Raw genomic sequence first — 11,772 nt, forward strand, 5'->3', positions numbered from 1 at the left:
CCCGGCTGACGAAGGTCCGCCGGGCTGTGGTCCCGCCTCGGTGGTCCCGCCTCGGTCGACCGGTGTCGCGACTCCCCCGGTGCGGGACCTGTCCGGGCCCCGGCGGGGGCTGTGCGGAAAAAGTGGAATCGGGCACCCCCGGGGGTTCGCGAAACGGCCCCGTGCGGGGCTTCGGCGGGGCCCGGCCGCGCCGCGGCACAGGTCCGGGACCGCCGGAGCCGCCGCCCTGGGGCAGGCGCTCACGCGGCCGCCCACGCCCTCGGCATACAGGCACTGACCTGGTGTTATGCGGAAATTCGCCTAGGCTGTGGAGCTCCGCCGGCCACCTCTGGAGGGGACCTCGTGAGCCAGGACAACAACCCGTACGACGGCATCCGCATCGAGGTGCTGGAGGGGTGGGAAGCCGTCAGGAAGCGGCCCGGGATGTACATCGGCTCGACCGGTGAACGCGGCCTGCACGACATGGTGTTCGAGGTCGCCGACCGGGCGGTGGACGAGGTCCTGGCAGGCCGCGCCGGCCGCGTCGACATCACCCTGCTGCCCGACGACGGGGTGCGCGTGGCCGACGACGGGCCGGGCGAGGCCGACCCGGAGGCCCTGCTGACCCGCCCGCACTCCAACGCGGGGCCCCGCGGCCGCCACCGCGTGACGCTCCACCGGATGGGCGTGGGCCCCTTCGTCGTCAACGCCCTGTCGAGCCGGATGACGGCCGAGGTGCGGCGCGGGGGCGTCCGCCGGGAGCAGGAGTACGCGCGCGGCGCCGCTCTCACCCCGCTCACCGACACGGGCCCGGCCACCGACAGCGGGACCGTCATCACCTTCTGGCCGGACGCCGGGATCTTCGAGACCACACGGTTCTCGTTCGACTCCCTGGCCGACCGCTTCCGCGAACTGGTCCTGCTGAACCGGGACTTGGACATCTCCCTGACCGACGAGCGACACCCGGACGGTGTACGGTCGGTCCGCTTCCGGTTCCCCGACGGGGCGCGGGAGCTCGTCGCCCTCTTCGACGGCGGCGGCGAGGGCGAGCACGCGGCGGCCGCCATCACGGACACCGTCGGCTTCGAGGCCGAGGACCCACGGATGGCGGGAACGCTGGAGGTGGCCCTGCGCTGGCGCGACGGCGGCGGGGAGCGGGTGCGCGGCTTCGCCAACAGCTACCCCACCACCGGCGGCAGCCACGAGACGGGCCTGCGCGAGGGCGTGGCGGCCGCGCTCGACGCCTACGCGCGCCGCCGGCTCCTGCCGGCCCCGGCGTACCCTGGGCCGGACGCCGGGCCGGACGCCGGGCCGGACGGCGCGGGTCTGACGGCGGTGGTGTCGGTGAAGCTCGACGATCCCGAGTTCCAGGGCTCCACCCGCTCCGTGCTCGGCAACGCCGCGGTGCGCGGCTGCGTCGCCGAGGCCGTCCGGGAGCAGCTGGGCGCGTGGCTGGAGGAGCACCCGGAGCAGGCCGCGGCCGTCGTCGCCCGCGCCCTTCCGGGGGTGCCCGAGCCGCGGGTGTGTGAGCCGCAGGGGTTCGGGCGCCCGGGCGGCGTGTGAGCGCCGGGGTCTCCTCGCCGCGGAAGGACCGCCGGGCGTCCTCGCGGATCCGCCTGCGACCCGTCCCGTCACCGGAGGCCGACCGCGCCGCGCGGGAAGTCGGCGGGGCCGACTTCCCGCGCACGGGGGGTGCTGACCTTGTGGCGATCCGGGTGGGAGGCCGGCAGGGCTGACGCGGCCGGCGCTGGTTCAGCGGGTGTCGCGGGCCGCGCGGAGGATGAGGTCGGCGACCGCGCCCGGGCGGGAGACCGCGACCGCGTGGGAGGCGTTGTCGACGGTGACGGTGCGGGCGTGGGCGCGCTCGGCCATCCACTGCTCGGCCTTCGGCGGGATGTTGTAGTCCTGGCCGGCGACCAGGGCGTAGGAGGGAATGTCCTTCCAGGCCGCCTGTGAAGCCTTCTCCTCCAGGGCGAGGGTGGAGACCGGCCGCTGGGTGGCCGCCATGATCGCGGCAGTGGCAGCGGGGACATCGGCGGCGAACTGGTGGCGGAACAGGTCCTGCTTGATGGTCAGTTCGGTGCCGGTGCCGCCGCCGGGCAGGGGGTAGGAGCTGGTGTTGAGGGTCTCGCCCAGGGTGCTGCCGGGGAACTTGCCGGCCAGCTCGCCGGCGCTCTCGCCGACGTTCGGGATGAACGCGGCGATGTAGACCAGCGCCTTCACGTCGGGGTCGCCGGCGGCGGCCTGGGTGATCACCGAGCCGCCGTAGGAGTGGCCGACCAGGACCACGGGCCCGTGCACGCCGTCCAGGACGCTGCGCAGGTAGGCGGCGTCGCTGCTCACGCCGCGCAGCGGGTTGGCGGCGGCGATGACCGGGTAGCCGTCGTGCTGCAGTCGCTGGATGACGCCGGACCAGCTGGAGGCGTCGGCGAAGGCGCCGTGGACGAGCACGACGGTGGGCTTGGCCTGGTTCGCCCCGGCCTTCTGCGGGGCGGCGCTGCTGCTCACCGTGGTGGCGGCCAGCAGGGAGCCCGCCACGGCAGAGGCGAGGGCCACGGTCGTGACGGCACGCAGAGCCGAACGGCTGCGGGGGGAACGGGACATGACGGTCTCCTTGAAAGGCGGTCGCCGGTGACACGGTCTGGCGGGAAGGCGCGGGGTGTGCCGCGTTTCGAAGTTTCGAACCGCTTTGACCGGCGACGATGGTTGAACGGCCCAACCGAAGAGGTCGGTTGGGCCGGCACGGTCGGCCGGAAGGGTCTGCGCGGTGCGCGGCGTCCGGCCATGGGGGGTGCGGGGCGCCTGGGGGCGGCCCGGGCGGAGCCGGGCCGCCCTGGCGTGGGGTCAGGAGGTGCTGTGCAGACCGGCGTAGAGGAAGCGGTTGGCCTGGTCGACGGCTGCCTCGGCGGCGTTGGTGTTCGCGAGGGCGTTGAGCATGGCGAAGTCGTGGATGACGCCGGCGTAGCGGACGGTGGTGATGTCGTTGCCGGCGGCGCGGAGCTTGGCGGCGTACGCCTCGCCCTCGTCCCGCAGGACGTCGGCCTCGTCGGTGATGACCAGGGCCTTGGGCAGGCCCTTGAGCTGGTCGAGGCCGGCGCGCAGCGGGGAGGCGAGGATCTGCTGGCGGTCCTTGGCGTTCGGGGCGTAGGCGTCCCAGAACCACTTCATGGCCTTGCGGGTCAGCCAGGGGCCGTCGGCGAACTCCCGGTAGGAGGGGGTTTCGAAGTTGGCGTCGGTGACGGGGTAGAAGAGCACCTGCTCGCGCAGGGCGGGGCCGCCGCGCTGCTTGGCCATGAGCGTGACGGCGGCCGTCATGTTGCCGCCGACGCTGTCGCCGGCGACGGCGATCCGGGAGCCGTCGACGTTGATCTCGTCACCGTGCTCGGCGACCCACCTGGTGGCCGCGTAGGCCTGCTCGATGGCGATGGGGTAGCGGGCCTCGGGTGAGGGCGTGTAGTCGACGAAGACGACGGCGGCCTGGGCGCCGTTGGCGATCTGGCGAACCAGCCGGTCGTGGGTGTTCTCGTTGCCGAGGACCCAGCCGCCGCCGTGGAAGTACATGACGGCCGGGAGCTTGTCGCTCACGCCGGCGGGGCGGACGATCCGGATGGTCACCTCACCGGTGGGTCCCACCTTGAGGGTGCGGTGACTGACGGCGGCCGGCAGGGTGTCGACGGGCCCGCTCTGCGCGCTGTCGAGCGCCTTGCGGGCGTCGTCGTAGGACAGCGTGTAGATCGGCGGATTCTTCGCGGCCGCGTCGGCGAACGCCTGGGCGTCCTTCTCCAGGACCGGGGCGGTCGACTTGGCGGACGCGGGGGCGGGGGAGGCCGAGGCGTTGGCGGCGATCGTGGCCCCGGCGACGAGGGCGGCGGCCGCGGCGGCGGCGATCGTGCGGTTGATGCGGAAGGGGACGGTGCGCATGGGGAAACTCCTGGGTCGCCTCTCGGTGGTCGAAGAGGGCAAGGCCCCAGGCTAGGACCCCGTGTCCGCCCCGCTTTTACACGCAGCGCACTCGTTCCGGCCGGTCCGCGCACCCGTCGCCGGCGCCGCACCCGGGGGCCGATCGCCGCGGAGCGCAACGGCCTGGGACGTTCGTGGACACGGTCACCGGGGCCGTCGGGACGTGGGCGGAGGCGTCCTATGAAAAACCCGTGGATCGGCGCCCTCGGTGGCACCCGAAACGGCGACGGGCGCAGGGGTGGGGCTGCGCGTTCGGGCTGCGCAGCCCCACCCCTGTGCCTTACCCGGCTCCCCCGCGGATCTCGCCCGTCAGCGGCTTCGGCGGGTGCGAACGCAGGTGGTCCTCGAACGCCGCCGGACTCTCGACGTACTTCTGTGTCTGCGGGGAGAGCGGCAGGTCCTGCGTCACCACCCCTGCCGGGCCTCGGGCAAGGACCGTTGCGCTGACCCCGCCGGCGCCGAAAGGGGACTTGGCCCGCGTACGCCCGCGTCGCACGGGCCGCGCGGGAGCGCCTGGAGGACAGGCCCCGACGGGGTGTCAGGCGGGGCGGATGCCCGGGTTGCCGGCCTCGGTGGTGAAGGACGCGGCGGTGGACAGGGTGCCGCCGGGGCGGGTGATGTGGGAGACCACCCGGTAGTCGGCGCGGGCGCGGTGGTGGTCCAGGGTGAGCACGGTGTAGCCGCGGCGCCCGTCGTAGAACTTCATGTGGGCGTTGGCGGACATGAGGTTGTTCCAGTTGGACGGCTTCTCCTCACCGTCGCCGTCGCTGCTGATCGAGGTGCCGACGAACTCCACGCCCACGGTGCGGGAGGCGGGGTCGTCGAAGTCGCGCTTGACGTCCAGGGCGTAGGCGACGTGCACGTCGCCGGTGAGCAGCACGAGGTTCTCGACGCCGGCCTGGTCGACGGCCTGCAGGAAGCGCTCGCGGGCAGCGGGGTAGCCGTCCCAGGCGTCCATGGAGAGCTTGGAGCGCTCGGCGGTGGTGTTCTTGCGGCGGGAGAAGACGACCTGCTGGGGGATCACGTTCCAGGTGGCCTTGGAGTGGCGCAGCCCGTCGGCGAACCAGCGTTCCTGGGTGGCGCCCATGAGGGTGCGCTTGGGGTCGTCGGACTCGGGGGTGGGGTACTGCCAGCCGTCGCCGTTGGCCTGGTCGTCGCGGTACTGGCGGGTGTCGAGGATGTCGAACTGGGCGAGGCGGCCGAAGTGGACGCGCCGGTAGAGGGTCAGGTCGGTGCCGTTGGGCTGGGGCATGCGCAGCGGCTGGTTCTCCCAGTAGGCGCGGTAGGCGGCGGCGCGGCGGGCGACGAAGGGGGCCGGGTCCTGGTTCTTCTCGGGGATGCCGGCGGCGTAGTTGTTCTCCACCTCGTGGTCGTCCCAGGTGACGTACCAGGGGTGGGCGGCGTGGGCGGCCTGGAGGTCGGGGTCGGTCTTGTAGAGGGAGTAGCGCAGCCGGTAGTCCTCGAGGGTGGTGGTCTCGTGGTTGAAGTACGCCGGCAGGGTGCGGTCGGTGTACTTGCGGTCGCCGCCGACGGCGTCGATGCCGTACTCGTAGATGTAGTCGCCGACGTGGAAGACGGCGTCGAGGTCCTCGTTCGCGAGGTGGCGGTAGGCGGTGAAGTAGCCGTCCTCGTAGGCCTGGCAGGAGACGAAGGCGATGCGGGCGCGGTCGAGTTTGCGGCCGCGCGGCGGGGCGGTGCGGGTGCGGCCGACGGGGCTGGTCCAGGAGCCGACGGTGAAGCGGTACCAGTACGTGCGGGCGGCGTCGAGGCCGTCGGCGTCGACGTGGACGGCGTAGTTGAACTCGGCGTGGGCGCGGGCGGTGCCGCGGCGCTCGACGCGGCGGAAGTTCTCGTCGCGGGCGATCTCCCAGCCGACCTTGACCGAGCCGGCGGGCGGCATGCCGGAGCCGGGTTCCAGGGGGCGCGGGGCCAGGCGGGTCCAGAGCACGACGGCTTCGGAGGTGGCGTCGCCGGAGGCCACGCCGAGGGTGAAGGGGTTGTCGCCGATGGCGCGCGGGGCGATCTCGTTGTCGGCGGCGTGCGCGGAGGGCAGGTTGACGCTGAAGGCGAGCGCGGCGGCGGCCGAGGTGACGGTCAGGAAGCGGCGCCGGTCCAGGCGGGCGGCGGCCTCGCGCAGCATCCGGTCGGGCGTGGGTCGGTCGGCGGGGCGGGTCATGGGGTGGTGGCCTTTCGCGGCTCGGGGGTGTGCGAAGGGAATTGGAGTGGACCACCCCGTACTGCGGGGGTCGGGATTCCGGCAGCAGAGTGAGCATCTGGTGTCAGACCCGTGAAGGTCCGGCACTTCGCCGCGAAGCGGATGAACCGTCATGTTCCGGGCGTTCCCGTGGGGTCGGGCGGGGTCCGCCCGTCGGCGAGCCCCGCCCGCGAGCCGTCCGCGGGCCGTACGGGGGCCGCCTGCGGGCCCGGTGGGCGGGGTGTGCGCAATGGGCAGGTCAAGGCGCGCACGCACCGGCTCGCGCGAGGCGAGGCGAGGCGGGGCGAGGCGAGGCGAGGCGAGGCGAGGCGAGGCGAGGCGAGGCGAGGCGAGGCGAGGCGAGGCGGGGCGAGGCGAGGCGAGGCGGGGCGAGGCGAGGCGAGGCGGGGCGAGGCGGGGCGGGGCGGGGTGCCGGATGGTCAGACGACTTCGAGGTTGGCCATCATCCCCATGTCCTCGTGCTCGGCGTTGTGGCAGTGGAACAGGTAGCGGCCGCGGTAGCCGTCGAAGCGGGTGATGATCTCCACCGACTCCCCCGGGCGCAGCGAGACGGTGTCCTTGAGGCCGGCGTCGTGGGGCAGTGGGGGTCTGCCGGCGCGGCTGAGGATGCGGAAGCCGACGAGGTGGAGGTGGACGGGGTGGTGGACGTCGGCGACCAGGCGCCAGATCTCGGTGTCGCCGAGGGGGACGGTGACGTCGGTGCGGGCGGGGTCGAAGGGGCGGCCGCCGATGAGCCAGCCGTGGCCGCCGTTCGTGCGCCCGGCGCGGAAGGCGAAGTCGCGGGTGCGGACGGCGTCCTGGCGGTGCCAGTCGGGCAGGTCGGTGGAGAGGGTGGGCGGGATGCGGCTGTCGTCGGCGGCGGGGCGGCGGGTGATGCGGAAGGCCATGACGTCGCGGGTGCGGCCGGTGCCGAGGCGGTTGACGAGGCGGACGAGGGAGCCGACGGGGGCGGTGGCGAAGTCGACGACGAGGTCGTGGCGTTCGGCGGGGGCGAGGGGCAGGCTCCGGTGGGTGACGGGGGTGGTGAGCAGGCCCTGGTCGGAGCCGATCTGGACGAGGTCGAGGCGGCGGCCGTCCTCGGTGCGGGCCTCGAGTTCGTAGTGGCGGGCGTTGGAGGCGTTGAGCAGGCGCAGGCGGTGGCGGGCGGCGTCGGTCTCGTGGACGGGCCAGGGGGCGCCGTTGACGAGGATGACGTCGCCGAGGACGCCGGCGAGGTGGGGTTCGCTGACGCCGGGGCGCTCGCGCAGGGTGGGGTCGAGGGAGGGGTAGGTGAGGGCGCCGTCGGCGGTGAAGGCGCGGTCGGCGATCATCAGGGGGATCTCGCGGGGGCCGGCGGGCAGGCCGAGGGCGTCCTCGGCGTCGTCGCGCACGATGTGCAGGCCGGCGAGGCCGCGCCAGATGGCGGGGGCGGTGAAGTCCATGCGGTGGTCGTGGTACCAGAGCAGGGTGGGGCGCTGGTCGTTGGGGAAGGTGTAGTCGCGCGTCAGGCGGCTGGTGACAGCGCGGGGGTCGGCCATGGCGCCGCCGCCCGCGCCGTCCATGGCGGGCATGGCGGGCATGGCGGGCATGCGGTGGGCGGCGGCCTGGGGCCAGGTGGCGGGCAGGACGAGGTCGGTGGGGTAGCCGTCCCAGGCGGCGGGGGTGCGGCCGCCGTGCAGGTGGACGACGGTGGGCACGGGCAGTTCGTTGCGGTGGGTGACGGTGACGCCGCGGCCGCGGCGGGCCTCGATGGTGGGGCCGGGGAAGGTGCCGCCGTAGGTCCACAGCCGGGTGGTGAGGCCGGGCAGGATCTCGGCGTCGGTCTCGCGCTGGACGATCTCGTAGTGGTCGCCGGTGCCGTCGGTGGAGGTGGGCTTGAGGACGGCGGGTATCGGCAGCGGCACCTGGTGGGGCGGGGGCAGTGCGGCGGTGCTGCGCAGTTGGGCGCCGGTGGTGGCGGGGCGGCGGGCGAGGGTGGCGGCGGTGGCGAGGCCGGTGGTGGTGAGCAGGCCGAACGCGCCGCCGAGGCCGAGGATCTGACGTCGCGTCAGGCCGTCCTGGCCGAGGCGGGGTTCAGGCACGGTCGTCCTCCGTGGGGGTGGGGCGGCGGCGGGCGGGCAGCGGGGTGCGCCACAGGGCGATGGTGAGGACGACGGTGGCGGCGATGGTGGCCACGCCGAGCGGCAGGTGCAGCCACAGGGCGCCGTCGAGGCCGGCGAGGTACTGCGCGGTCTCGGCCGCGGCGACGGCGAGGGTCGCGGCCACCGGCCAGGCGCGGCGCAGCCGGGCCCACAGGACGAGGGCGGCGATCAGCTGCAGGTAGCCGAGGGTGGTGACGGCGTCGGCGCCGGCGGCGTGCCAGCGCAGGGCGTCGTAGTCGCCGCTGAGGTAGACGCCGGCGAAGACGGGCTGGCCGAAGACGGCGGCGGTGTGGACGGCGGCCAGGGCGCGCAGGGTGTGTCCGGCGGGCCCGGTCCGCTCCCCCGTGGCGGACCGGGCCGCGGACCGGGGCGCGGGCTCGGGCGGGGTCCTGTCGGCGGCGATGGCCATGGGCGTCCTTCCTCGCGCTGGTGTCGGGTCGCGCTGTTCGCGGTGTGCGGCCCTGCCCATGACGCTATGACCGTGCGGCTATCGTGTCTAAGATCAATATCGCTATGGCGTTATGACGCGTGGGGTATGGGGGCGGGGCGTCGGTGGACCTGAACACGCTCGGGCAGTTCCTGGCGGTGGCGCGGCTGGAGCACCTGAGCCGGGCGGCCGAGGAACTGCGTGTCGCCCAGCCGTCGTTGAGCCGCTCCATCGCCCGGCTGGAGGCCGAGCTGGGCACTGCGCTGTTCGAGCGCGGCGGGCGGCTGCGGCTGAACGCGGCCGGGCACCTGTTCCGCGGCTACGTGGAGCGTTCGCTCGGCGAACTGGAGGCGGGCCGGCGGGCGGTGGCCGAGGCCGCCGGGCAGGGGCTGGGCACGGTGCGGCTGGCCTCGGAGACGTTCCTGGCCTTCAGCGGGCCGCTGGCGGCGTTCAAGCGCGACCACCCGGGGGTGGAGATCGAGCTGCACCAGCTGCCCGCGCGGGAGATGGCGCGGCGGCTGCGCTCCCAGGACGTCGACCTCGCCGTCGCCTCCCAGCCCGTCACCGCCGAGGGCCTGGAGTCGGTGCTGCTGCTGGAGGAGGAGGTGGGGCTGGCCGTCCCGGTGGGCGACCCGCTGGCCGGGCGCGCCCGGCAGGGCGCCCGGGTGGGCGTCGAGGAGCTCGCCGGGCGGCCGTTCATCGCCGCCCGCCCCGGGCACTGGCAGCGCCGCCTGCTGGACCGGCTGTTCGCCGCCCGCGGCCTGGTGCCGCGGATCGTGTGCGAGAGCGACGAGGCTGGCGCCATCGCCGAGCTGATCAGCGCGGGCCTGGGCATCGGCCTGGTGCCCGACGTCGCCCGGCGCACCGCCACCCGCCTGCCGCTGGTGTGGGTCGGCGTCGACAGCCCGGACTGCCGGCGCTCCCTGACCCTGTTCTGGGACGCGCAGGCCCGCCTGCCCGCCCCCGCCCGCCTGCTGCGCGAGGCGATCGCCGGCTGGGACTGGACGCGGGGCCCGGCGGGCGGTACGGCGGGCGGCGCGGTGGACGGCGCGGTGGACGGCGCGGTGGACGAGGGCTTCTGACGGGACCCCGGGGCCCTACAGCTTGGCGGCCGAGAAGGTGTCGCACTGGGCGAGGTCACCGCTGCGGTAGCCGGTGGTGAACCAGGCCTTGCGCTGCTCGGCGGAACCGTGCGTCCAGGCCTCCGGGTTGATCCGGCCGGTGGCCTGCTGCTGGATCCGGTCGTCGCCGACCGCCGCGGCCGCGTCCAGGCCCTGGGCGATGTCCTGGTCGGTGAGCGAGGCGATCAGCGGACGGCCGGTGGAGGCCTGCGGGGTGGTGGTCGCGTGGTGCGCCCACACCCCGGCGTAGCAGTCGGCCTGCAGCTCCAGGCGCACCGAGCCGCTGGTGGCGCCCTGGCGGTCGCCTCCGACCTTCTGCATGGCGCCGGTGAGGTTCTGGATGTGGTGGCCGTACTCGTGGGCGACGACGTAGGACTCGGCGAACGGGCCGCCCTTGGCGCCGAAGCGGGCGGACAGGTCGTTGAAGAACCCGAGGTCGAAGTAGGCCTTCTTGTCGCCGGGGCAGTAAAACGGGCCCACCGACGAGGTCGCCGGCCCGCAGGCGGTGGAGACCTGGCCGGTGAACAGCACCGTCTCGGCGTTCTTGTACGGGACCTTGGCGGCGCGCGGCAGTTCGGCGCGCCAGAACTCCTGGAGGCTGTTGGTGACCGCCACGATCCGGCAGTCCTGGCGCTTGTTGGCGTCCGCCCCGGTCTTGCAGGCCTGCTGCGCCTCACCGGCGGTGCGGGTGCCGGAGGAGTTGGAGGAGCCGGAGCCGGAGGACAGGCCCAGCAGCTGCGGGTCGACGCCGAGGACGACCGCGAACAGCACCGCGATCAGGCCCACGGCCCCGCCGCCGATGGCGAGCTTCCCGCCGGGGATGCCGCGCCGGTCGTCCACCTGCGAGGTGTCGAGGTCGCCCTGGTCGTCGAACTGCATGTGCCCCTGCCTGCCCGTTTCTGTCGTGTTCCGCCCCACTGGTGACGGTCTGTGCCGCCGATGGCCCGGCCCAGCCTACGGGCCCCGGCCCGGACGCGGGCGCGGCGGGGCCCCGGGACGGGCACGGCGGGGTTCGGGCGGGCGCGGCGGGGCCCCGGGCCGGGGTGCGGGGTGCGGGGGCGGCGGTTCGGGCGGGGGCGGGGGCCGGGGTGGCGCCCGGCCCTCCTCGGGGGGAGGGCCGGGCGGTGCGGCTCAGCCGGCCGGCGTGGCGGCCGGTGCGGGGGCGTAGCCGGCCGGGCGGGTGGTGAAGGTGCCGCGGCCGTGGGTGCGGCCGCGCAGGCGGCCCGCGTAGCCGAAGAGTTCGGCGAGCGGGACCAGGGCGCTGACCCGGGCGGTGGCGGTGCCGGGGCCGGGTTCGGTGGCGCGGATGTGGCCGCGGCGGGCGGCGAGGTCGCCGAGGACGGTGCCCAGGGCGTCCTCGGGCACGGTGACGGCCACCTCGGCGAGCGGTTCGAGCAGGTGCATGCGCGAGGCGCGCAGGGCCTCGCGCACGCCGAGGCGGGCGGCGGTGCGGAAGGCGAGTTCGGAGGAGTCCTTGGGGTGGGTGGCGCCGTCGGTGAGGGTGACGGCGACGCCGGTGACCGGGTGCCCGCCGAGCGGGCCGTCGGTCAGGGCGTCGCGGCAGCCGGCCTCGACGGCCTGGATGTACTCGCGCGGCACCCGTCCGCCGGTGACGCCCTGGAGGAGGGCCTCGCGCAGCGCGACGCGCGGGCGCCCGACGACGGCTTCGACGCCGCTGTCGCGCCGGATCTTCTCCACCGCGACCTCCAGGTGCAGTTCGCCCAGGCCGGACAGGGTGCGCTGGCCGGTCTCGGGGTCGGTGGCCACGCGCAGCGCGGGGTCCTCCTCGGCGAGGCGGGCGAGGAAGGAGGGGAAGGAGGGCAGGACACCAGATTGACTTCCTCCTCGCGCTAAGTGTTCTGACCCGTGAGGTTGGGGACGCGGCTGGCGGGTGGCTTGCCTGCGAGTGCGGTGTGTCCGCGGTGGTGATTGTAGGTGTGGAGCCAGGCG

General features: G+C 74.8%; 9 protein-coding genes and 1 pseudogene. 2 read left to right on the forward strand and 8 right to left on the reverse strand.

Annotation, left to right across the window (positions count from 1 at the left end; translation table 11 throughout):
- Nucleotides 1–342 precede the first annotated feature (342 nt).
- Nucleotides 343–1,542, forward strand: a complete 1,200-nt coding sequence (locus ACIQ87_RS10515; protein ID WP_402404516.1) for a DNA gyrase subunit B — start codon at nucleotides 343–345, stop codon at nucleotides 1,540–1,542.
- Between the two features lie 189 nt (nucleotides 1,543–1,731).
- Here ACIQ87_RS10515 and ACIQ87_RS10520 read toward each other — a convergent pair whose 3' ends face one another.
- The 6 genes from ACIQ87_RS10520 to ACIQ87_RS10545 form a co-directional block, all read right to left on the reverse strand.
- Nucleotides 1,732–2,583 (reverse strand): alpha/beta fold hydrolase, encoded by an 852-nt coding sequence (locus tag ACIQ87_RS10520; RefSeq protein ID WP_402404518.1) that lies wholly within the window; start codon nucleotides 2,581–2,583, stop codon nucleotides 1,732–1,734.
- Nucleotides 2,584–2,823: 240 nt separating this feature from the next.
- Complete coding sequence (locus tag ACIQ87_RS10525) at nucleotides 2,824–3,900, reverse strand: alpha/beta hydrolase (protein WP_402404520.1); 1,077 nt, start codon at nucleotides 3,898–3,900, stop codon at nucleotides 2,824–2,826.
- A gap of 319 nt (nucleotides 3,901–4,219) precedes the next feature.
- Complete coding sequence (locus ACIQ87_RS10530) at nucleotides 4,220–4,348, reverse strand: hypothetical protein (RefSeq protein WP_402404522.1); 129 nt, start codon at nucleotides 4,346–4,348, stop codon at nucleotides 4,220–4,222.
- A gap of 129 nt (nucleotides 4,349–4,477) precedes the next feature.
- Complete coding sequence (locus ACIQ87_RS10535) at nucleotides 4,478–6,115, reverse strand: alkaline phosphatase D family protein (RefSeq protein ID WP_402404525.1); 1,638 nt, start codon at nucleotides 6,113–6,115, stop codon at nucleotides 4,478–4,480.
- Between the two features lie 458 nt (nucleotides 6,116–6,573).
- Nucleotides 6,574–8,214: a multicopper oxidase family protein gene (locus tag ACIQ87_RS10540; RefSeq protein WP_402404527.1), complete on the reverse strand. Its 1,641-nt coding sequence runs from the start codon at nucleotides 8,212–8,214 to the stop codon at nucleotides 6,574–6,576.
- On the reverse strand, nucleotides 8,207–8,683 hold the full coding sequence (locus ACIQ87_RS10545) for a hypothetical protein (protein ID WP_402404530.1): 477 nt from the start codon (nucleotides 8,681–8,683) through the stop codon (nucleotides 8,207–8,209). Before ACIQ87_RS10545 ends, ACIQ87_RS10540 begins: the two co-directional genes overlap by 8 nt.
- Nucleotides 8,684–8,826: 143 nt before the next feature.
- Between ACIQ87_RS10545 and ACIQ87_RS10550 the strand changes: the two genes are divergently transcribed.
- Nucleotides 8,827–9,783, forward strand: a complete 957-nt coding sequence (locus ACIQ87_RS10550) for a LysR family transcriptional regulator (protein ID WP_402404533.1) — start codon at nucleotides 8,827–8,829, stop codon at nucleotides 9,781–9,783.
- Nucleotides 9,784–9,798: 15 nt separating this feature from the next.
- Here ACIQ87_RS10550 and ACIQ87_RS10555 read toward each other — a convergent pair whose 3' ends face one another.
- Complete coding sequence (locus tag ACIQ87_RS10555; RefSeq protein WP_402404536.1) at nucleotides 9,799–10,701, reverse strand: neutral zinc metallopeptidase; 903 nt, start codon at nucleotides 10,699–10,701, stop codon at nucleotides 9,799–9,801.
- A gap of 252 nt (nucleotides 10,702–10,953) precedes the next feature.
- Nucleotides 10,954–11,625: pseudogene (gene fusA, locus ACIQ87_RS10560) on the reverse strand (elongation factor G); the annotation flags it as partial.
- Nucleotides 11,626–11,772: the final 147 nt, after the last annotated feature.

This window comes from Kitasatospora sp. NPDC096204 (assembly GCF_044763205.1).
Taxonomy (GTDB): domain Bacteria; phylum Actinomycetota; class Actinomycetes; order Streptomycetales; family Streptomycetaceae; genus Kitasatospora.